Source organism: Methylobacterium sp. PvR107, from assembly GCF_017833295.1.
Classification (GTDB): Bacteria; Pseudomonadota; Alphaproteobacteria; order Rhizobiales; family Beijerinckiaceae; genus Methylobacterium.
This window is the reverse complement of record NZ_JAFIBW010000001.1, coordinates 283,770-304,958: the sequence shown is the minus strand read 5'-3', so window position 1 is coordinate 304,958 and position 21,189 is coordinate 283,770. Positions and strand designations below refer to the sequence as shown.

The 21,189-nt window shown below is 70.4% G+C and carries 15 protein-coding genes and 1 pseudogene; 12 read left to right on the top strand and 4 right to left on the bottom strand.

Annotated elements, in window-relative coordinates; translation table 11 throughout:
• The first annotated feature begins 455 nt into the window (after nt 1–455).
• Together JOE48_RS01335 and JOE48_RS01330 are read left to right on the top strand one after the other, a co-directional pair.
• Nucleotides 456–719 carry a hypothetical protein gene (locus tag JOE48_RS01335; RefSeq protein WP_210026174.1) on the top strand — a complete coding sequence of 88 codons (264 nt, stop codon included), beginning with the start codon at nt 456–458 and terminating at the stop codon, nt 717–719.
• 270 nt (nt 720–989) lie between these two features.
• Nucleotides 990–1,322: a hypothetical protein gene (locus JOE48_RS01330; RefSeq protein WP_210026172.1), complete on the top strand. Its 333-nt coding sequence runs from the start codon at nt 990–992 to the stop codon at nt 1,320–1,322.
• A gap of 480 nt (nt 1,323–1,802) precedes the next feature.
• Here JOE48_RS01330 and JOE48_RS01325 read toward each other — a convergent pair whose 3' ends face one another.
• The 4 genes from JOE48_RS01325 to JOE48_RS01310 form a co-directional block, all read right to left on the bottom strand.
• Nucleotides 1,803–3,662 carry a PAS domain S-box protein gene (locus JOE48_RS01325; protein WP_210026164.1) on the bottom strand — a complete coding sequence of 620 codons (1,860 nt, stop codon included), beginning with the start codon at nt 3,660–3,662 and terminating at the stop codon, nt 1,803–1,805.
• A gap of 425 nt (nt 3,663–4,087) precedes the next feature.
• Nucleotides 4,088–4,948 carry a flagellar motor protein MotB gene (locus JOE48_RS01320; RefSeq protein ID WP_210026158.1) on the bottom strand — a complete coding sequence of 287 codons (861 nt, stop codon included), beginning with the start codon at nt 4,946–4,948 and terminating at the stop codon, nt 4,088–4,090.
• 22 nt (nt 4,949–4,970) lie between these two features.
• On the bottom strand, nt 4,971–5,834 hold the full coding sequence (gene motA, locus JOE48_RS01315) for a flagellar motor stator protein MotA (protein WP_210026155.1): 864 nt from the start codon (nt 5,832–5,834) through the stop codon (nt 4,971–4,973).
• 481 nt (nt 5,835–6,315) lie between these two features.
• Nucleotides 6,316–8,985, bottom strand: a complete 2,670-nt coding sequence (locus JOE48_RS01310) for an MGH1-like glycoside hydrolase domain-containing protein (RefSeq protein ID WP_210035499.1) — start codon at nt 8,983–8,985, stop codon at nt 6,316–6,318.
• A 417-nt stretch (nt 8,986–9,402) separates the two neighbouring features.
• On the opposite strand from JOE48_RS01310, the gene JOE48_RS01305 reads away from it, so the two are divergent.
• The 10 genes and pseudogenes from JOE48_RS01305 to JOE48_RS01260 all read left to right on the top strand — a co-directional run.
• Nucleotides 9,403–10,536 (top strand): branched-chain amino acid ABC transporter substrate-binding protein, encoded by a 1,134-nt coding sequence (locus JOE48_RS01305; protein WP_210026147.1) that lies wholly within the window; start codon nt 9,403–9,405, stop codon nt 10,534–10,536.
• Nucleotides 10,537–10,612: 76 nt separating this feature from the next.
• The gene (locus JOE48_RS01300) at nt 10,613–11,503 is read left to right on the top strand and encodes a LysR substrate-binding domain-containing protein (protein WP_210026145.1); all 891 of its coding nucleotides are present in this window, start codon (nt 10,613–10,615) and stop codon (nt 11,501–11,503) included.
• A gap of 134 nt (nt 11,504–11,637) precedes the next feature.
• Nucleotides 11,638–12,402 (top strand): HpcH/HpaI aldolase/citrate lyase family protein, encoded by a 765-nt coding sequence (locus tag JOE48_RS01295; RefSeq protein ID WP_210026138.1) that lies wholly within the window; start codon nt 11,638–11,640, stop codon nt 12,400–12,402.
• A 23-nt stretch (nt 12,403–12,425) separates the two neighbouring features.
• Complete coding sequence (locus JOE48_RS01290; RefSeq protein WP_210026130.1) at nt 12,426–13,313, top strand: 2-hydroxy-3-oxopropionate reductase; 888 nt, start codon at nt 12,426–12,428, stop codon at nt 13,311–13,313.
• Between the two features lie 52 nt (nt 13,314–13,365).
• On the top strand, nt 13,366–14,946 hold the full coding sequence (gene garD / locus JOE48_RS01285) for a galactarate dehydratase (RefSeq protein WP_210026122.1): 1,581 nt from the start codon (nt 13,366–13,368) through the stop codon (nt 14,944–14,946).
• A gap of 520 nt (nt 14,947–15,466) precedes the next feature.
• On the top strand, nt 15,467–17,143 hold the full coding sequence (locus JOE48_RS01280) for a cache domain-containing protein (RefSeq protein WP_210026120.1): 1,677 nt from the start codon (nt 15,467–15,469) through the stop codon (nt 17,141–17,143).
• Nucleotides 17,144–17,429: 286 nt separating this feature from the next.
• Nucleotides 17,430–18,443: a taurine ABC transporter substrate-binding protein gene (tauA, locus tag JOE48_RS01275; RefSeq protein ID WP_210026109.1), complete on the top strand. Its 1,014-nt coding sequence runs from the start codon at nt 17,430–17,432 to the stop codon at nt 18,441–18,443.
• Between the two features lie 24 nt (nt 18,444–18,467).
• Nucleotides 18,468–19,259: a taurine ABC transporter ATP-binding protein gene (locus tag JOE48_RS01270; protein WP_210026107.1), complete on the top strand. Its 792-nt coding sequence runs from the start codon at nt 18,468–18,470 to the stop codon at nt 19,257–19,259.
• The gene (locus JOE48_RS01265; RefSeq protein WP_210026104.1) at nt 19,256–20,113 is read left to right on the top strand and encodes an ABC transporter permease subunit; all 858 of its coding nucleotides are present in this window, start codon (nt 19,256–19,258) and stop codon (nt 20,111–20,113) included. Before JOE48_RS01270 ends, JOE48_RS01265 begins: the two co-directional genes overlap by 4 nt.
• 495 nt (nt 20,114–20,608) lie before the next feature.
• Nucleotides 20,609–21,136 (top strand): annotated as a pseudogene (locus tag JOE48_RS01260) (FkbM family methyltransferase); the annotation flags it as partial.
• Nucleotides 21,137–21,189: the final 53 nt, after the last annotated feature.

The window sequence follows — 21,189 nt, the reverse complement described above, 5'->3', positions numbered from 1 at the left end:
TTGCAGGACCGATCGCGCGGGCCTGTCCGCCGGATCCGGGCGGGTGCCCGGCCAGGCGGCACCGGGGCCGGAACGATCGCCCGGAGGCTCGGTTGGCGGGCATGCGGCAGCGGGTGGTCCGCTGCAGGGCGTGCCATCCAAAGGGCGCGGGCGACCTGAGAATTCTCCGCATCTGCCGCCGTGTGGGGGCGGCCGGATCCGCCGCCACGCAGGGCGTCGCATAGGGGCGTCGCGCCGGGTGCCGCGCCAGGCAGCGGAAGTGGCGCGGCGCGGCGCCGATGGCCGGCAGCACGTCACCGTCGAGCGGGGACGGCCTGGGCGGGGGGCGCGCCCGAATGTCCTGGAACCATCCGGGCAGACCGCGGCTTCCTGGGCGGGGCTGTGGGAGGATCTCCTCCCGTCCCAGCCCTGAAGGAAACGCCCGCCTCCATCGGCGGCGAAAGAGGATACATCCTTTGCGCATTTCGATCATCACCGCCGCCCTGCTCGCCGCTCTCGGCGGCGCCGTCGCGCTGCCCGCCTCCGCCGCGCCGCTGGCGCCCGGCGCCGTCGCCGCGCCGTCCGACATGGTCTCGACCGTCCAGATGGATCGGATGGAGCGTCACATGATGCGGCGGCGCATGGAGCACCGGATGATGCGCCACCGCATGGAGCGTCACGAGATGCGCCGCGGGATGCGCCACCGCATGATGCGCCGGGAGATGATGCACCGCATGTAATCGGGGATTCGGCCGGCCGGTTGACCCGGCCGGCCCGGATCCGGGCCCGGCGCGGTCGATCCCGCGGCCGGGCTTTTTGTCGCATCTCAGGTCTCGACTCCGCACTCGGCCGCCATGGGCGACTGAGGACGGATCGAAACCATCTCGCCCGCGGGGCGTTTCAAGCGACCAATCGGGAGCGTCCCGACGAAGCTTCGCTGCGCGATCATGCGCAGACGGAGCCAGCCCGATGAGCGGGTGTTTTGCAGGATGCTCGAGGAGGGCAGACGGATGAAGGCGTTTCTGGCAGCAGCCGCGGTGAGCCTCGGTGTTCTGGGTGTGGTCGGCCCGGTCGCGGCGCAGCCGCGCCCAGACTACGACGATTACGGCTCCCGCGATCGGGGCTACCGGGACCGGGACCGCGGCGATTACGAGTCCCGCGATCGGGGCTACCGGGATCGGGACGATTATCGGGGGGGGCGGGCCAATTACGGGTTCGACGAGCGCGAGTATCTGCGCTGCAACCCGGATGTCCGCCGCGCGATCGCGAACGGCCAGATGGAATCCGGCGCCGCCCATTACCGGGTCTTCGGCCGCCGCGAAGGCCGCCGCCTGAGCTGCTGACCGGCGCGGGCCTGCCAAACCCCGTGATCCCGGGGCCGCGCCGCGGTGCCCGGGATCCGGGCACGCCGACCTGCCGGGTCCCGATGCCGCCGGTGTTTTCGGGCCTCGAGCCGGGCCATGGCGTGACGGAGCGCGACGAGGGTGCTGGCGCCCGCCGGATCCGGTCGGACGGCGTCACTGTCGTGGCGTGGGATCGGATCGGGTCAGCGGCTCGCGCAAACCAGACCTGATGCGCATGACCGCGTGCACGGGGCCGCGTTCGACCTCGGCCTCATGCGCGGTCCGGAGCCTATGATGCCCGGGGCAGGCTGTCCTGCGAGCCTTCGACGAGCCTGCGGACCGCCAGCAGCAATTCGGTGTCGCGGCTCGGCTTCTCCCGCTGCGGGCGTGCGACCTAGTCGGAACGATCGGCGACCTGCATCCCCCCGTGGCGGACACGCGCGCGTCAGGCTTTCGGGGGCGGAGCCACGTTGCGATACGTCAGGCGAGCGGCATCTCGATCCGGCAACGCACCCCGTCCGCGCCGAGCCGGTACTCGGTCCGGGCCTGCAGGGCGTAGGTGAGCGCCCGCTCGATCAGCTCTCGCCCGTAGCCATGCCGGGTCACCGTCTCGGGCTGCACATCCACGCCGCTCTCGATCCAGCTCAGGGCGAGCCGGTCCTTGCCCTCATCGCCCCGAAGCCGCTCCCACGTGACCGACAGCCGGCCCGTGTCGCTCCTCAGGGCGCCGTACTTGACGGCGTTCGTGGTCAGCTCGTGCAGCGCGAGCGCGAAGTTCTGCACCTGCTGCGAGGTGAGCCGCACCTTCGGACCCGCGATGGTGATGCGGGTCGGCGTGCTGCCGGCATGGGCGGCGAGTTCCGCGTCGACGAGCGCGCCGACCTCGACCATGTCGCTGCCGGATTGGCTGAGCAGCGACTGCGCCCGACTGAGCGCCTGCAGCCGCGTCGTGAAGCTCTCGAGCGGCGCGCCCTGACCGACGGTGCGTTGCGCCAGGGCGGTGACCACGCCGAGCAGATTGCGCGAGCGGTGCTGCAGCTCTCTGACCAGCACCTCCTGCCGGGCCTGGGCGTTGCGCAGCTCGTCGATGTCCATTGCGGCACCGAACCACTTGACGAGCTGCCCGCGCGCGTCGGTGATCGGTGTCTGCCGCACCAGGAACCAGCGGTACAAGCCGTCCCGCGCGCGGATCCGGAGTTGCACCTCCACCAGCTTCCGCTCGGCATGACCCGTGCGGAACGCCTCGCGGGTTATGGCCTGATCGTCGGGGTGGATGGCGTCGAGCCAGCCGCTGCTCTGCGACTGCTCCAGGCTCTGGCCGGTATAGTCGAGCCAGGGCTGGTTGGCCGAGTTGTGCGTCCCCCCCGCATCCGAGCGCCACAGCAGGACGGGAACGAGGCTCGCCACGGCCCGGAAGCGCACCTCGCTGTCGCGCAGCGCCTCGTCGGATTTGCGCCGCTCGGTGACGTCCTGGCCGATCTTGAGGAAGCCGCGCAGGCTGCCGTCGGCATCGCGCAACGACGTGGTCATCCCCTCGATGAACACGCGCGCGCCGTCCTTGCGCCGGTGCCAGCGGATGTCGGGGGCCGAACCTTCGCGCCGCGCCTCCTCCAGCTCCTTCTCGTCCGCCCGGTGCCGCCGGTCCTCGGGGGTGAAGATGATGGAAGCGGGCTGCCCGATGGCCTCGCCGGCCGTCCAGCCATAAACGGCCTCCGCGCCCGGGTACCAGTCGGTGATCCGGTCCTCGCTATCCGTCAGGAAGATCCCGTAGTCGCGGGCATTCTCGACGACGAGGCGGAAGCGCTCCTCGGTGACGCGCAGAACGTCCACCTTGTGGAGGCGGTCGATCACCGGGCCCAGGATGGTCGCGTAGGTGCGCAGGAACTCGGTGTCGGCATGTCCGAAATCCCGCGGCTCGGTCGCATCCACCTGCAGAAGGCCATAGGGCTTCTTGCCAGGCACGAAGATCGGCACGTTGGCCAGCGCGACGACACCGGCGTTCCGCATGAACGCGGGGACATCGAAGCGCTCTTCCTTGCGGATGTCCCGCGTGATGACCGGCTTGCCTTCGCTGATCGCGAAGGTCTCGGAGGAGTGCTCGTCCAGGGGCAGGCGCAGCAGCCCGACGATGCCGAAATCCCAGCCCACGCCGGCCCGCACGAGCAGGCATCTCTGATCCTCCTGGATCTCCAGGATCTTGGCGCGGCCGGTCCCGAGTGCCTCGCCGACGAGGCGGCAGGCTTCGGCGAGCACCGCGTCGAGGCTCTCGCTGCCCAGGGCGAACTCGCCGAAATCGGCCAGCATCTGCTGGCGCTTCATCATCTGTTCGACGTTCGGCATCGCCGATCCTCGACGCGGAACGCCCGCGTGCCCGTCCACGAGGAACCCCGTCTCGATCCCTGCGCAGCATCCGAGCCATCTCTGGCCCCCTGCAAGGTTGCCCTGGGTCCGCGCGCATTCCAATGGGTCTTGGATACGCGGATCGTTCCGGGCCTGCCAAGGGCCAGCTCCAGACCGGGGGAGCCGCCGGTCTGGGGCAATCCGGTCACGGGCAGCGCGTGAAAGCGGGGCGGTCAATGCCCGTCCGCAGCCTACAGCAGCGTTTGCGACACGCCCGCCCTGCGCACCGGCGGGCTCGCCGCAGGTGCGCAGGGCCGCCGCGTCGTCCTGCCGCTTCAGCCCAGCGCCTGCACACTGGGCGAGCTCAAGCCGCGCGCACGGATCGCGATCTCGAACGGAGTCTCAGGCGGCGCGGCGCCGTGTCGTCAGCGAAACAGGTTCGGGGGCACCGGCGGGCTCGCGTTGAGCAGCGTGACCGTCACCCGTCGGTTCGGCGCGAGGTAGGGATTGTCGGGGAAAACCGGCTCGGTGTCGGCCCGTCCCGTCACGGAAGCGAAGTTGTCGTTGGGAACCCCGGCAGCCGCCAGGACCTCGCGCACGGCGAGGGCACGCCCGGCGGAGAGGTTCCAGGGTTCGCCGGCCCGCGTCGAGCCCGGGCGCGCGACGGCCGTGTGGCCGGTGATCGACAGGCGGTTGGGCAGCTGGCGCAGGGTCGGCGCGAGCGCCACCAGCACGCGACGGGTGTGCTCGTAGGGGTCGACGGAGCCCTCGCGGAACATGGAGCGGCCGTCCTGATCCACGAGGGACACGTTCACGCCCTCCTTGGTCTGCTCGATCACGATGTTGCGCGACAGCTCGGCAATGTCGGGCATCGCCTGGAGCGCCTGCCGGAGACTGGCTATGGCGCTGACATTGGCCTGCACGTTGGCGGCCGTGCGGCTGGCATCGAGATCGCTGGCGCGGCCCGGACTGGTCGAGCGCGCCTTGTCCTCCTGCTCGATAGAGCCCCTCCCTGCGTCGCGGGGCGTGGACGACTTGTTGCCTGCCGTGTCCAGGGCGGTGCCGTAGAGAATACCGCCCGCGCCGCTGGTTGCAGGGCTCAGAGCCGCCGGCGCGAAGTATTCCGCCAGACCGACCTTCTGCTCCTGCGTGGTCATGCTGATCAGCCACATCAGCAGGAAGAACGCCATCATGGCGGTCACGAAGTCCGCATAGGCGATCTTCCAGGCACCGCCATGGTGCGCGTGACCGGCCTTCTTGACCTTCTTGATGATGATCGTGGTCATCGAATCCCCACCGGATATCGGGTCAGATCTGGGCGGGCAGGGCGGCGGTTGCCGCTTCCACTTCGCTGAAGGTCGGGCGGACGTCGCTCATCAGAGACTTGCGGGCAAATTCGACCGACATCACCGGCGGCTGGCCGGCGATGTGGGCGAGCAGACCCGCCTTGAGCGAGAGGTAGTATTTGGCTTCGGCCTCGAAGAGGCTTTTCAGCGACTGCGCCATGGGCCCGAAGAAGCCATAGGCGACGAAGACGCCGAAGAAGGTGCCGACGAGCGCGCCGCCGATCAGATGTCCCAGCACCTCCGGCGGCTCCTTGATCGCTCCCATCGTCTTGATCACGCCGAGCACGGCGGCGACGATGCCGAGCGCCGGCGTTCCGTCGGCGAGCGACTGCATGGCCGAAACGACACGCTCCTGCTCCTGGTGGTGCGTCTCCAGCTCCTCGTCCATGAGCGCGTCGATCTCGTGGACGTTGTTGGCGCCCAGCGTCACCATGCGCATGTAGTCGCAGACGAACTCGACCGCGTGATGGTTCGCGGCAAAGGTCGGGAAGGCGTTGAACAGGGACGACTCGCTCGGATTTTCGATGTGCGGCTCGAGCGCCATCGAACCCTTCTGCTTCGCAAGCTTGTACAACGAATACTGCATTCCCAGCAGTTCGACATAGGATTGCTGGTTGTATTTGGGGCCCTTCAGGAGCGTGCCCAGCATGGCGGGCACGGCCTTGAGCACCGGCCCGGTATTGCCGATGACGAAGGCGCCGATCGCCGCGCCGAGGATGATGACGAACTCGAATGGCTGCCAGAGGACTTCCAGGTGGCCACCCATCATCTTGTAGCTGCCGAAGACGCAGGCGAAGACGATCAAAGTGCCGACGATCAGCCGCATAATTTGCCATCCCTGCGCGGCAGCAGGTCCATCCCGCGCGAAGCCACTAATGGTTTGGCAAATCACTGATTAAGGTTAACGGCGCGTTTCGAGGGCCCGTCGCAACCGCGAACGCGCCGCGATTCGCGGCGCGTCGGCCCTGCCTGCCCAGCGTGCCACGCCATCCTCGGCGCGGGCCTGTGACCCTCACCACGCTTGCCCGCACGCAGAAGCCGGACGCCCGCGGTGGCGTCCGGCCTCGAACACAGCGTGAGAGCAGGGCGGGCGGTGCCCTTCCGCCGCGCGCAGCCGGCTTTGCGACACGCCCGCCGAACTTGCCGGACGGCTGACGAACGGCCGCTTTGGAGACGCGCACACGGCGTTCTCGGCGGGCGGGGTCGGGTCGCAGGCAGCCCCTCGCTGTGGGCACCAAGCGTCTGATTCTCCTGACCACCAGAGCATCTTCTTGCGCCGCACCGGCGACCATGTCGGCGGAAATGCTCTAGCGGCGCGCCTCCCGAGACCGCGCCCGGTCGCGCAGCAGGGTGAGGATCAGCGCCGTCCAGCCGGTCTGGTGCGACGCGCCGAGCCCCCGGCCGGTATCCCCGTCGAAGAACTCGTGGAACAGCAGGGCCTCTTCGGCGCCGGGCGCCGTGAGATTCCGCGCCCCGTCGCCCAGGGCGGGCCGGCGACCCTCCGGATCCCGGGCGAACAGGGCGATCAGGCGGTCCTCCAGGGCATCGGCGATCGCGCTCAGCGTGCACTGGGCCCCCGAGCCCGTCGGGTACTCCACCAGGAAGTCGTCGCCGTAATAGGTATGGAAGCGCCGCAGCGCCTCGACGATGAGGTAGTTCATCGGCATCCAGACCGGGCCGCGCCAGTTCGAGTTGCCGCCGAACATGTTGGAGGTCGAGTCGGCCGGGTCGTACCGGACCGTGAACGACGCGCCCAGCTCGTTGAGCACGTAGGGCGCGTCGCGGTGGACCTTCGAGAGCGAGCGCACGCCGTAGGGCGAGAGGAACTCCGCCTCGTCGAGCATGCGCCGGAGCAGCGCCTTCATGCGGTGGCCGCGCAGCAGCGACAGGAGCTTGCGGTCCTTCACGCCGCCCTCGGTCCAGCGCGAGACCAGCCGGGCGAGGTGGGGCCGGTTCTCCAGCACCCAGTTCAGGCGCCGGGCGAAGTCCGGCAGGCGCTGCAGCACGGAGGGCTCGATCACCTCCACGGCGAAGAGCGGCACCAGCCCGACCATGGAGCGGACCCGCAGGGGCAGCATCCCGCCGCCGGGGATGTCGACCTCGTCGTAGTAGAACTCGTCGGCCTCGTCCCACAGGCCGAAGCCCTCGCCGCCCATATCGGTCATCGCCTCGGCGATGAGCAGGAAGTGCTCGAAGAACTTCGAGGCGGTACTCTCGTAGACGTCGTTGTGCAGGGCGAGTTCCAGGGCGATGCGCATCATGTTGAGCGCGTACATCGCCATCCAGGCGGTGCCGTCGGCCTGGTGCACCACCCCGAAGCCCGGGGGCGGGCGCGAGCGGTCGAACACCCCGACATTGTCGAGCCCCAGGAAGCCGCCCTGGAAGACGTTGCGCCCCTGCGCATCCTTCCGGTTCACCCACCAGGTGAAGTTGATCAGGAGCTTGTGGAACACGCCCTCCAGGAAGGCGATGTCGCCGCGCCCGCCGCGCCGGTCCCGGTCGATCTCGAACACCCGGTAGGCGGCCCAGGCATGGACCGGCGGGTTGGCGTCGCCGAACTCCCACTCGTAGGCCGGAAGCTGCCCGTTCGGGTGCATGTACCATTCGCGGGTCAGCAGCAGGAGCTGCTTCTTGGCGAAGCCGGGGTCGAGCAGCGCCAGCGGCAGGCAGTGGAAGGCGAGGTCCCAGGCGGCGAACCACGGGTATTCCCAGGTGTCGGGCATCGACAGGACGTCCGCCGCCGCGAGGTGCCGCCACTGGCCGTTGCGGCCGCCATCCCGCCCGCGCGGCGGCGCGGGCTGGAGCGGGTCGCCCGCCAGCCAGCGCCGCGCGTCGTAACAGTAGAGCTGCTTCGACCAGATCAGCCCGGCGGCGGCCTGCCGGAAGATGGCGCGGGCATCCGGGTCCGTGATGCCGTCCTGCAATTCCTCGTAGAACGCGTCCGCCTCGGCCCGCCGCTGCCGGATCGTGGCCCCGTCGCCGTCGACGGCGCGGATGCGCGCGCCCGCCGAGAGCCGCAGCCGGATCCGGGCGCTCGCCCCGGGCTCCAGCCGCAGCGCGTAGTGCAGGCCGAGCTTGGTCCCGGCATCCCGCCGCACCGCCGCGGCGTCGCCCTCGACGATCGCCGCGTGGAGCCCGTCCTTGAATGGGCCGGGGGCATCGGGCTGTCCGCCGTGGCGCCGCAGGTTGGTGTCGTTCTCGCAGAACAGCAGGTCCGGGGCGCCGTCGAAGGCGAGGCGGTACGGCCCCAGCCGCTCGTGGGTGCAGGCCACGCCCCCGTCGGGCGCGCGGGCGATCACCGGGCGCGCCTGCCCGGCCTGCCAGGACCACGTGTTGCGGAACCAGAGAAGCGGGATGACGTGGAGGTCGGCGGCCTCGGGACCGCGGTTGAGCACGGTGATCACCGCGTGGATGTCGTCGGCATCGGCCTTGGCGTATTCCACCGTGACGTCGAAGAACCGGTCGCCCGCGAAGATCCCCGTCTCGTCGATCTCGTATTCGGGCTGGTCGCGGCCGCGCGCCAGATTCTCGCGGACCAGATCCTCGTACGGGAAGGCGCCCTGCGGATAGCGGTAGAGCATCCGGAGATAGGCGTGGCTCGGGACGGCATCGAGGTAGTGGTAGACCTCCTTCACGTCTTCGCCGTGATTGCCCTCCTGGTTGGTCAGGCCGAACAGGCGCTCCTTGAGGATGCGGTCGCGCCCGTTCCACAGGGCCAGCGCCAGGTTGAGGCCGCCGCGCTCGTCGCAGATCCCGGCCAGCCCGTCCTCGCCCCAGCGGTAGGCGCGGGAGCGGGCGTCCTCGTGCGTCAGTGCGCGCCAGGCATCGCCGTCGGCGCTGTAATCCTCCCGGACCGTCCCCCATTGCCGCTCGCTGAGATACGGGCCCCACAGGGACCACGCCCGGTCGCCCCGGCCCTGCTCGGCGATCCGGCGGCGCTCCGCCCAGGCGACGGAGCCGTCCTCGGGCGATTCCATCAGCCGCGTCCCCGGCGAGGGGATCGGGCGGGGCGCGGGCAGGGCGTGTGCAAAGCGGTCATCGGTCTCGCGGGCTGCGACGGCGACGCCGGCCGGATGCATCATCGACGCCACGCCGCGCGGTGCTGGCGGCCGCTCTGGACACGAACCGGAGATCAGGGCCTTGGAGATCTATTTCGCGAGCATATTTGCATGAAGACAAATATCTTAAGGTCATAAAATGCTATTTTCACAATCCATTTACGTATATTCTGCCAGAAATACACGAGACTTTACTCAACAATCATGACTTGACGGCCGGGAGTGCTACCGGAACAATCCGGATCCCGGCCTCCGTGTCGCCGAGTCGCAGATCGGGCCGGGTCAAATCTTGCGCGATAGGTCCAGCCTGCCGCGCCGAGCACCAGGGGGAGACCGATGAGAAGCCTGCGCCTTGCCGCCGTCACCGGCCTTCTGATGCTCTGCGCCGCACAGGCCGAGGAGAAGAGCGGCCCGGTGAAGATCGGGATCGCCGTCGGCATCACCGGACCGTACGCGGCCTTCGGGGCGCAGATCCGGACCGGCGCCGGGCAGGCGATCGCCGACATCAACAAGGCCGGCGGGGTCGGGGGCCGAATCTTCGAGACGGTCGTGGGCGACGACGCCTCGGACCCGAAGCAGGGCGTCTCGGTGGCCAACAAGCTCGCCAGCGAGGGCGTCAAGATGGTCGTGGGCGCCTTCAACTCGGGCGTGTCGATCCCGGCCTCCGACGTCTATCTCGACGCCGGCATCATCCAGGTCACCCCGGCCTCGACGAACGTGAAGTTCACGGAGCGCGGCCTGTGGAACACGTTCCGCACCTGCGGCCGCGACGACCAGCAGGGCGCGGTGGCGGGCGCCTATCTCGCCCAACACTTCAAGGACAAGAAGATCGCCGTGATCCACGACAAGTCGCCCTACGGCAAGGGCTTGGCCGAGGAGACTCTGACGGCTCTGAAGTCGCGGGGCGGCCGGGCGGTGCTGGTCGAGGGCATCAACCCGGGCGAGAAGGATTATTCCGCGCTCGTGTCCAAGCTGAAATCGGCCAATGCCGACGTGGTCTATTACGGCGGCTACCACACGGAGGCCGGGCTGATCCTCCGCCAGATGCGCGACCAGGGCCTCGGGGCGATCCTGGCGGGCGGGGATGGGCTCGCCCCCAAGGAGTTCGTGCAGATTGCCGGGCCGGCGGCCGAGGGCACGCTGATGACCTTCGGGCCGGATGCCCGCAAGAACCCGAACGCCCAGGCCGTGGTGGCGGCCTTCAACGCCCGGTCGATCGATCCCGACGCCTACACGCTCTACGGTTACGCGGCCGTGCAGGTGCTGGCGAAGGCGATGGCCGAGACCGGCTCGAGCGACGGCCGGACGCTCGCCGACTGGCTGCATCGGGGCCAGCCGATCGACACCGTGATCGGCCCGATCGCCTACGACCGGAAGGGCGACATCACCCGGCCCGATTACGTCGTGTACGAATGGAGGAAGGGTCCCGACGGCCGGATCGACTACGCCGGCACCGAACGCACGCGCTGAGCTCCGCCCGGCCCGTCGGGACGCGGCGGCCGCCGAGGCTCTATGCTCCGCCGCCGCGGCGCGCCAGGGAGCCTCCATGTTCGATTTCAGCCAGCTCCGGTGTTTCGCCGCCGTGGCGGAGGAGCTGCATTTCGGCCGTGCCGCCGCCCGGCTGAACATGACGCAGCCGCCCCTGTCGCGGCAGATCCAGGTTCTGGAGCGCATCCTCGACGTGCAGCTCCTGGAACGCACCAGCCGCTCCGTCCGGCTGACGGCGGCCGGGCGCAGCTTCCTGCCCGAGGCGCAGCGCATCCTGCGGCTCGCCGAGACCGCGACCCACGTCACCCGGCAGGTGGCGGCGGGCCGCGCGGGCGTGCTCAAGCTCGGCTTCACCGCCGCCTCGGCCTACGATTTCCTGCCGCGCCTCGTCACCGCGCTCCGGCAGACGCTGCCGGACGTGACGCTCTCCCTGCGCGAGATGGTCAGCAAGGATCAGGTCGAGGAGCTGCTCGCCGGCCGCATCGACGCCGCCCTGGTGCGCCCGCCGGTGACGCATCCCGACCTGATCGCCGTCCGGGCGCTGGCCGAGCCCCTCGTGGCGGCGCTGCCCGCGGGCAATCCCCTGGCGCTGCGCGACCGGCTCACCCCCGGCGATCTCGGCCTGGAACCGCTCATCGCCTACGCGCCGAACGAGGCGCGCTACTTCCACGATCTCGTCCTCGGCCTGTTCACCGAGGCCGGGATCCAGCCGCGGATCGTGCAGCAGCTCACCCAGATCCACTCGATCCTGGCCCTCGTCCGCTCGGCCCTCGGCATCGCCCTCGTGCCGGCGGCGGCCGAGCGCCTGCGCTTCGAGGGCGTCGTGTTCCGGCCCCTCGCGCTGCCCGCGCCGCGGCCGGTCGAGCTTCTGCTGGCCTGGCGGCGCGTGGCGGACGAGCCCCTGATCGCCCAGCTGGTCTCGGTCCTGGCGGATATGCCGTCGCCGTGAATTGCCGGCCGATCGATGCCGGGGCGGCATCGATCGATCCAGACTTTGGCTTTGACTGCGCGGCCGAAGGGTGCGCCTGTTGCGGTGGACGGCGCGCAGACGCCGCGACGCGCCGGCGCTCAGGAGGATTCGCGATGGACAGCCTCACCAACCGCTTCAAGGCGGCGCTTTCCGAGGGACGCCAGCAGATCGGCCTGTGGTGCAGCCTCGCGAGCCCGATCTCCACCGAGGTGGTCGCCGGGGCCGGGTTCGACTGGCTGCTCCTCGACATGGAGCACTCGGCCAACGACCTCCGGGACATCTACGCCCAGCTCCAGGCGATGATGGAGGGCGGCACGCACCCGATGGTGCGGGTGCCGAGCGACGACCCGATCACGATCAAGCGCATCCTCGACGCCGGCGCGCAGTCGCTGATGATCCCCAACATCGACGATGCCGAGCAGGCCGCCCGCGTGGTCGCGGCGACGCGCTACGCGCCCCGCGGCATCCGCGGCTTCTCGCAGGCGCCCCGCGCCGCCCGGTTCGGCCGGATCAAGGATTACCACACCCGCTGCGAGGCCGAGATCTTCGTGGCGGTGCAGGTCGAGTCCCGTCGCGCCCTCGACAATCTCGACGCGATCGCCGCCGTGGAGGGCGTCGACGGCGTGTTCATCGGGCCCGGCGACCTGTCCACCAGCCTCGGCCATCTCGGCCAGCAGGGCCATCCGGAGGTGGTCTCCACCATCGAGGCGGCGGTCGCCCGGATCGTCCAGGCCGGCAAGCAGGCCGGCATCCTGACGCCGAGCGAGGAGCTGGCCCGCCGCTACATCGCCGCCGGGACCCGCTTCACCGCGGTCGGCTCCGATATGGGCCTGCTCGCCCGCGGCTCCGAGGCGCTCGCCGCCCGCTTCCGCGCCTGACCCCGCACCCGGGATCGATACCCATGAACATCGGATTCATCGGCCTCGGCATCATGGGCGCGCCCATGGCGGGTCACCTGATCGGGGCGGGCCACAGCCTGTTCCTCAAGACCCGGCGCAGCGTGCCCGAGGCCCTGCTCGAAGCGGGCGGGACCGCCTGCGCCACCGCCGCCGAGGTGGCGGAGCGGTCCGACACGATCATCCTGATGCTGCCCGACACGCCGGACGTCGAGCAGGTCCTGTTCGGCGCGGGCGGCGTCGTCGAGGGCCTGTCGCCCGGCAAGACCGTGATCGACATGAGCTCGATCGCGCCGCTCGCCACCAAGGATTTCGCCGCGCGGGTCGCCGCGCGGGCTTGCGCCTATCTCGACGCGCCGGTCTCGGGCGGCGAGGTCGGCGCGAAGAACGCCGCGCTGTCGATCATGGTCGGCGGCGAGCCGGACGCCTTCGAGCGCGCCAAGCCCCTGTTCGCCGCGATGGGCAAGACCGTGACCCATGTCGGCCCGGTCGGGTCGGGCCAGGTGGCCAAGGTCGCCAACCAGATCATCGTCGCCCTGACCATCGAGGCGGTGGCCGAAGGGCTGCTCTTCGCCTCGAAGGCGGGCGCCGACCCCGCCAAGGTGCGGCAGGCGATCACCGGCGGCCTCGCGACCTCGCGGATCCTGGAGCTGCACGGCGCGCGGATGATCGAGCGGACCTTCGACCCCGGCTTCCGCATCGGGCTGCACCAGAAGGACCTCAACCTCGCCCTGGACAATGCCCGGACGCTGGGCCTCAGCCTGCCCGCCACGGCGCTGGCCCAGCAGCTGTTCTCGGCCTGCGTGGCGCAGGGCGGCGCGGCCTGGGACCATTCGGCGATGGTGAAGGCGCTCGAGGCCCTGGCGAACCACGCGGTCGGCGACGCCGCCTGACGGCGCCGGATCATTCACACGCTCGAACGGGAGCGCAACGGAGGACCATCCGATGCAGGCCGAGATCGAAGCCCCGACCCGTCCGCACGCCGCCGGCGCGGGGGCCGGCGACGTTCCGCGCACGATCCGCCTGAGCGCCGACGACAACGTCGCGATCGTGGTCAACGCCTTCGGGCTGCCGGCCGGCACGGTCTTTCCGGACGGGCTGGAACTCGTCGAGTTCGTGCCGCAGGGCCACAAGGTCGCCCTCGCCGATATCCCGGAGGGCGGGGAGGTCCGCCGCTACGGCGAGGTGGTGGGCCTCGCCACACAGGCGATCCCGCGGGGCGCCTGGGTCGAGGAATCCCGGGTCACGACGCCGGTCGCACCCGCCCTCGACGCCCTGGAGATGGCCACCCGCGTGCCGGCCCCTCTGCCCCCGCTCGAAGGCTACACCTTCGAGGGCTACCGCAATCCGGACGGGTCGGTCGGCACCAAGAACATCCTGGCGATCTCGATCAGCGTGCAATGCGTCGCCGGCACCCTCGACGTGGCGATCCGGCGGATCAAGCAGGAGCTGCTGCCGCGTTATCCCAACGTCGACGACGTGGTCGGCCTGACCCACGCCTATGGCTGCGGCGTCGCCATCAACGCCCCCGAGGCGGTGGTGCCGATCCGGACGCTTCAGAGCCTCGCGCAGAACCCGAATTTCGGCGGCGAAGTCATGGTCGTCGGCCTCGGCTGCGAGAAGCTGGTCTCGGAGCGGCTGCTGCCCGACAACGGCGCGGCCGGCGACGGGGTGGTGCGGCTGCAGGACGAGCGCCACCGCGGCTTCTCGGCGATGCTCGACAGCATCCTGGCGATGGCCGAGGCGCGCCTGGAGGTACTGAACCGCCGGACCCGCGAGACCTGCCCCGCCTCCGCGCTGGTGGTCGGCCTGCAATGCGGCGGCAGCGACGCCTTCTCGGGCGTCACCGCCAACCCGGCGCTCGGCTTCGCGGCCGATCTGCTGGTCCGCTGCGGCGCCACCGTGATGTTCTCGGAGGTGACCGAGGTCCGCGACGCGATCCACCTCCTGACCCCCCGGGCGAAGAGCCCGGAGGTCGCCGAGGCCCTGATCCGCGAGATGGCGTGGTACGACGCCTACCTCGCCAAGGGCGAGGCCGACCGCCGGGCCAACCCGTCGCCGGGCAACAAGAAGGGGGGCCTCAACAACATCGTCGAGAAGGCTCTGGGCTCGGTCGCGAAGTCCGGCACCAGCGCGATCTCCGGGGTGCTGGCCCCGGGCGAGCGCGTGCGTGAAAAAGGCCTGATCTTCGCCGCGACGCCGGCGAGCGACTTCGTCTGCGGCACGCTGCAGCTTGCCTCGGGGATCACCCTGCAGGTCTTCTCCACCGGCCGCGGCACGCCCTACGGCCTCGCCCAGGCGCCGGTGATCAAGGTCGCCACACGGACCGAGCTCGCCGAGCGCTGGTCCGACCTGATCGACCTCGATGCCGGCCGCATCGCCACCGGCGCGGCCACGATCGAGGAGGTCGGCTGGGAGCTGTTCCACCTGATCCTCGACGTGGCGAGCGGGCGCAAGCGCCCCTGGTCCGACCAGTGGGGTTTGTTCAACGACCTGACGCTGTTCAATCCCGCACCGATCACCTGAACCGGTGTCCGGTCGCGGCTTCGGACGCCGCAGCCCGCGCCGTCCCCGGGCGCGCAGGGACCTGAGCCGCGGCGCCGGAGGCGTGCCCGGCCCCGAAGGGGCACGCCGGAGGCGGGCAATCCGGAACCATCGTCGGTGCAGAGCCTTGCCGCGCCGGCGGGTCTGGATCCCGGGTTCCGCTGCGCGGCCCCGGGATGACGCAGCGGGCTGCGGCCTCGGTCGCGCCTCCGGCCGGCAGGCCCGCACGGCGCCACCGCAGCCCGGAAGCCCGGAAGCCCGGCGCATCACAACCTATGTAAGTACGACTTAAATACGCAGAGTAATCCAAATATATATGTCAGTCGCTTTTATCTATAACTACTTATTATCTTTGCCGATGTAATCCGATTTCCATCGCCGAACTACCACGCGCCCGGTCTCTTATAGCCTCCACGATACCGTCCCTGCACGCCCGCAGGGCCGCCCCGCTCCGGGGCGGCCCTGCGCTGCCGCGCCTCCCATCGCACCCCCATCGGCCCCCATGACCCTGCGCATCGGCACGCGTCTCCAGATGATCACCGCCACGGCCCTGCTCGGCATGGCGCTGCTGATCGGGCTCGCGGCCTGGGACCTGTCCCGGGTGATCGGCGACGCGCGCGCGGCGCAGACCCGCAGCCTGGTCGAGGCGGCGCACGGGGTGCTGGCCTATTTCGAGGGGGAGGAGCGGGCGGGGCGGATGAGCCGCGCGGCCGCCCAGGCGGGGGCCATCGCGGAAATCCGCGGCCTGCACTACGCGGGAAGCGAGTATTTCTGGATCCAGGACATGCATCCGCGCATGGTCCTGCATCCGAAAGCCGCGCTGATCGGCCAGGATATCGGCGGCCTCGCGGATCCGACCGGCAAGCACCTGTTCGTCGACATGGTCGACCAGGTCCGCCGCGACGGCGCGGGCTTCGTCCCCTACATGTGGCCGAAGCCCGGCCTGGATCAGCCCGTGGCCAAGATCTCCTACGTGAAGGGCTTCGCGCCCTGGGGCTGGATCATCGGCACCGGCATCTACGCGGACGACACCGCCGCCCAGGTGCAGCCGGCGCTCCAGCGCCTGCTCGCCGGCGCCGCGCTCGCTGCGCTCCTGATCGCCGGGCTGGCGACGCTGATCGGACGGGGCGTCACCCGGCCGATCCGGGCGCTGACCGACACGATGGACGGCCTCGCGGCGGGCGATCTCGGCCGGGACGTGCCCCGCTCCGCAACCGCGGAAGAGCTGGGCCGGATGGCCGCCGCGGTCCAGGTGTTCAAGGACGGGCTGATCCAGATGAAGGCCCTGGAGGCGGAGACCGCGCAGGCGCGGCTGGCCGCGGACGAGCAGCGCAAGGCCGGGATGCGCGAGATGGCCGACCGGTTCGAGGCGGCGGTCGGCGGCATCGTCGGCCAGGTCTCGGCCTCGGCCACCGAGCTGCAGGCCACCGCCGGCGCGATGTCGGCGCTCGCCGGCCAGACCTCGGCCCAGTCCGGCACGGTCGCGGCCGCCGCGGAAGAGGCCGCCTGCAACGTCAACACGGTCGCGGCCGCGGCCGAGGAGCTGGGCTCCTCCGTGCAGGAGATCGGCCGGCAGGTGCAGGGCTCGTCGGAGCTGGCCCGGGTCGCGGCGGCGGAAGCCGACCAGACCGGCGCGCTGGTGCAGGAGCTGAACAACGCGGTGGCCAAGATCGGCGACGTGGTCGGGCTGATCGCGTCGATCGCCGGGCAGACGAACCTGCTGGCACTCAACGCCACGATCGAGGCGGCGCGAGCCGGAGCGGCGGGGCGGGGCTTCGCGGTGGTGGCCTCCGAGGTGAAGGCCCTGGCCGAGCAGACCGCGCGGGCGACCGGCGAGATCTCGGGACAGATCGCGCGGATCCAGGGGGTGACGGGTCAGGCGGTGGGCGCGATCGGGGCGATCACCGGCCGGATCCGGGAGATCAACGGGGTGGCGGCGGGCATCGCGGCGGCGGTGGAGGAGCAGGGCGCGGCGACCCAGGAGATCGTCCGCAACGTCACGCAGGCGGCGGCCGGCACCGGCGCGGTGACCGGCACCATCGCGGGCGTGGCGGGCGCCGCGGCGGAGACCGGGGCGGCGGCCAGCCAAGTGCTGGGGGCGGCCTCCGAGCTGTCGCGCCAGTCCGAGCACCTCGCCGCCGAGGTCGGACGCTTCCTCGGCACCGTCCGCGCCGCCTGAGGCCGCCTTCGATCCGGAGCGGACGACGCTCGATCGCTCCCAACGCGTCAAGCCTGCGCTCGGAGCAAGCATTCCCAGAGAGGACGGCCGGAGATCCGGAATGTGTCCACTGCGCCCCGGGGTGACGGCAGGGATCAAAACGGACGGATCCAGCAGGCTGGAGATGGAACTTCCAACCTGATCTTGCCGGCCGCGCGGGCCCTTGCGTCGCGAGCCGAGCGTGCCCGACTTTCCCGACGGCGAGCCGGCTCGATTCTTGAGTCGTCTCGCCGAGGGAATCCGTTCCATGGCTACAGCACTGCGTTCCTGCCGCCGCGTCGCGCGCGCGGCCCTGGCCTTCCTGATCCTCGGTCCGCTCACGGCGGGCGGGGCCTGGGCGGCGGAGCGGCCGGTCACCTTCGCCCATCAGGATATGGTCGTCCCGTTCCGGGCCCTGATGGCCGCGGGAGCCGTCGAGAAGGCCACCGGCTACACGGTGCAGTGGCGCAAGTTCGGCGGCGGCGGCGACGTGATCCGCGCCATGGCCTCGGGCAATGTCCAGATCGGGGAGGCGGGGTCGAGCCCGATCGCCGCGGCCGCCTCCCAGGGGCTCGACATCCAGCTGTTCTGGATCCTCGACGCGATCGCCGAGGCCGAGCAGCTCGTGGCGCGCAACGGCGGCGGCGTGACCCGCGTGGGCGACCTGCGCGGCAAGACGATCGCGGTGCCCTTCGTGTCGACCGCGCATTATCGGCTGATCGCAGCCCTGGCCGAGGCCGGGCTGACCCAGCAGGATGTCCGGATCCTGAACATGCGCCCGCCCGAGATCGCCGCCGCCTGGGAGCGGGGCGACATCGACGCCACCTTCATCTGGGATCCCGTGCTGGCCCGGGTGAAGAAATCCGGCACCGTGGTGGTCTCGGCGGGCGACCTCGCCCGCCGGGGCAAGGCCACCTTCGACGGCCTGGTCGTCGACCGGGCCTGGGCGGCCCAGAACCGGGCCTTCCTCGTCACCCTGGTGCAGCTGATCGCCGCCCAGGACGCCGCCTACGCCGCCAGACCTTGGGGCGCCGACGCGCCGGAGGTGGCGGCCATCGCCCGGATCACCGGCTCGGCGCAGGCGGAGGTGCCGGCGAGCCTCGCGGCCTATCGCTTCCCGACGCTGGAGGCCCAGGCCTCCCCGGCCTGGCTCGGCGGCGGCGCCGCCAGGGCCCTGACCGAGACCGCGGAATTCCTGAAGGCGCAGGGCCGCGTCCAGGCGCTCGCGCCGGATTACGGCCGGTTCGTCACCGGAGCGTACGTGGACGCGGCCCGGAAATAGCCCGACTCCGGACCAAAGAGGCTCATGATCGAGATCCGCAACCACAGCGTCCGCTACGGGGAGGGGCCTTCCGCGGTCGACGCCCTCGCGCAGGTCGACCTGACGATCCGGCCGGGGGAGTTCGTGGTCGCGCTCGGCGCGTCGGGCTGCGGCAAGACCACGCTGCTCTCGGCCATCGCGGGCTTCCTCGAACCCACGCAGGGCCGGATCCTCCTCGACGGCGCGCCGATCCGGGGGCCGGGGGCCGAAAGGGGCGTGGTCTTCCAGCGCCACGCCCTGATGCCCTGGCTGGACGTCGCCGAGAACGTGGCGTTCGGCCCCCGGATGCGGGGTGTTCCCCGGTCGGAGCGGCGGCGGATCGCCCAGGCGATGCTCGACCTCGTGGGCCTACCCGATTGCGCCGACCGGACGGTCGACGCGCTCTCGGGGGGCATGCAGCAGCGGGTCGGCCTGGCCCGGGCGCTCGCCGGCGACCCGCGCGTCCTGCTGATGGACGAGCCCCTCGGGGCGCTCGACGCCCTCACCCGCGAGCAGGTGCAGGAGCTGATCCTCCAGATCTGGCACCGGACCGGCAAGATGGCCTTCTTCATCACGCACGACGTCGAGGAGGCGGTGTTCCTCGCGAAACGGCTGGTGATAATGAGCCCGCGTCCCGGCCGCATCGTCGAGACGCTGGAGCTGCCCTTCTCGCGCGCGGTGGTGGAAGGCCGCGACACGCGCGCGGTGAAGTCGGATCCGAGCTTCATCGCCCTGCGCGCGCGCGCGCTCGCGCGCATCCGCGAGCGCGCCGAGGCGCCGACCGGAGAGGCTCGATGACCGGGCTGCCCCTGGACGCGACGGCCCCGGCGGATCCGGCGCGGCGTCCCGGATCCGGCCGCCGCGGCGGCGGAGCGCGGCGCCGCGGCGGAGCGCTGGTTCCGGCAGTCAGCCTCGCCACCGTGATGGCGGTCCTCGGCCTCTGGGTCGCCGCCACGCGAGCCGGCTGGGTCAAGCCACTGTTCCTGCCGGCGCCGGAGGCGATCCTGTCGGCCTTCGTCCAGGCCTGGACCGGCACGATCGACGGTGCGCCGCTCGGCCTCCACGTCCGGGACAGCCTCCTGCGCGTCACCGGCGCCTTCGGGCTCGCCGCCCTGCTGGAGATTCCCGCCGGGCTCGCCATGGGCACGAACCGGATCGCCCGCGGCATCCTCGACCCGCTGATCGAGTTCTACCGGCCGCTGCCGCCGCTGGCCTACCTGCCGCTGATGGTCATCTGGTTCGGGATCGGCGAGCTGTCCAAGGTGCTGCTGATCCTCCTCGCCTGCTTCGCGCCGGTCGCCCTGTCCACCCGCGCCGGCGTGCTCGCCGCCTCCCGCGACCAGATCCATGCGGCGCGCGCCCTCGGGGCGAGCCGCGCGCAGGTCCTGCGCCACGTGGTCGTCCCCGCGGCGATGCCGGAGATCCTGATCGGCCTGCGGATCGGCATGGGCGTGGGCTGGACCACCCTGGTGGCCGCCGAGATGGTGGCGGCCCAGGCCGGCCTCCGCCAGCCCGTCCTCAACGCCTCCAACTTCCTGCGCACCGATGGGGCGGTGATGGGGATCTTGGTGATCGGCCTGTTCGCGACCCTGTTCGAATGCGGCCTGCGCTGGCTCGAACGCGTGCTGGTGCCCTGGAAGGGACAATCCTAGACCCGCGCCTAAACCCGCGCCTAGACCCGCGCCTAGACCCGCACGCGGGCTCGGCGGTGCCCGCGAGAGAGGGCGCGGGATGCGCACGCAGGGAGATGGCCCCGATCCTCGCCAGCCTCCAGCCGCCGGGGCGATCAGTCCGCGTCGCGATGTCCGACACGGTTGGGCATTCGGCTATCGGTTCGGCCCGGCCTGCGCATCCTTGACCCACAAGCTTGGCTGTGGCGATGTGACTCACGAAAATTGGACGATGACGGATGGGCGACCTCTATCGCATCACTGCATCATGCCGAAGATTATATCAAACCAGCACATCAAGCTGGCATTTCTTGTTCGGTCGGGGCCAGAAACATGAGACGGGAGGGCATGGATGCTCCGGAAATCGGGCAGCTTATCGGTCGATCGAATGCAACAATTCTCGATATTGGCGCCAACAAAGGCGACATGAGCGAGAACTTTGCGACCTGGTTCCCGTTCGCGTAGGTCTTTTCCTTCGAGCCTGATCCGCGTGCGATCCGGAAGATATTGGCGCGCAATCCGAATCCGCGCATTCATCTGACCCAGAAGGCGCTCGGCCAGACGATCGGCAAGGCCATCTTCCATCAGAGTTCCGGCCACGATCTCGGCGGGGGCGCGATCGACCAGGAAACGGGGCAGGTCGAGGAATGGGATCAATCCGGATCCCTCCGCGAGCCGAAGGAGCATCTCGAAAAGTTTCCGTGGGTCAAGTTCGACAGAACGATCGAGGTCGACGTCACGACCCTAGATGCGTGGGCCGCGGAGAATTACGTCAAGTATGTCGATTTCATCTGGGCGGACGTGCAGGGCGCGGAAGAGGACCTGATCCTCGGAGGCATGAACACCCTGCGCAACACGCGGTATTTTTACACGGAGTTCTCGACGACCGAGCTCTATGCCGGCGCATTCGGTCTGAACGAGATCACGGAACGGCTGCCGTTCTTCGAGATCGTCGAAGTTTTTCAACAGGACGTGCTCTTGAGAAACAAGAATCCCTGGGGCTAGCGACCCCGCCCCGGAGATCAGGAACCGTTGACACAGGCGCGGACGGATTCTCC